Genomic DNA, 582 nt, shown 5'->3' with positions numbered 1-582 from the left:
CTGCACCCGTGGACGCTGTGCCTGCGGACGCTGTGCCCGTGGACGCCGTGCCCGTGGACATTGTTCCCGGCCTCGACATTCCCGACCTCGGCGGTCGTTTCTCGGAACTGCCCGGTACCGTCTTACGCGATACCGGGCGATGTATGGGAGATCCAGTACGGTGAACACTGCCGGAATCTTTTGGAGAAAACGCGGAAGACGCTGTCCCTCCGGATGTCCCACCGAGCGGCGTCCGATTACGGCGTCGACGGGCCGTCCGTTCCCGGTTCGATATTCTCTTTCGTTCGCCCGGGCGGACGTCGAGGATTGTGTCCGCCGTTCCGCCTCCTTCGACCTGTATTTGTTCGCTTGCTCCGAATCGTAGCACCGCCGCGGCCTGGCCGGTGTATCGGCGCCCGTTACCGACGGGCCTGCGGTGAGAATGCAAAGCCCGAGAATATTCCACTCTAACGCCCGTATCCGCACGATCGTCAACCTGGTCGGGTATGGCGGCGACACGTCCGCTCCGTGTCACGTTGCCAACCTCGCGTCACGTTGCCGGTCTCACGTTACGTCACCGACCGGCCGGTCCTGCCGGAGGCC

Origin of the sequence: Protofrankia sp. CiP1_Cm_nod2 (assembly GCF_920664355.1) — a bacterium.
Lineage (GTDB): Bacteria > Actinomycetota > Actinomycetes > Frankiales > Frankiaceae > Protofrankia.
The sequence above is the reverse complement of the archived record's forward strand: the minus strand, read 5'-3'. Positions refer to the sequence as shown.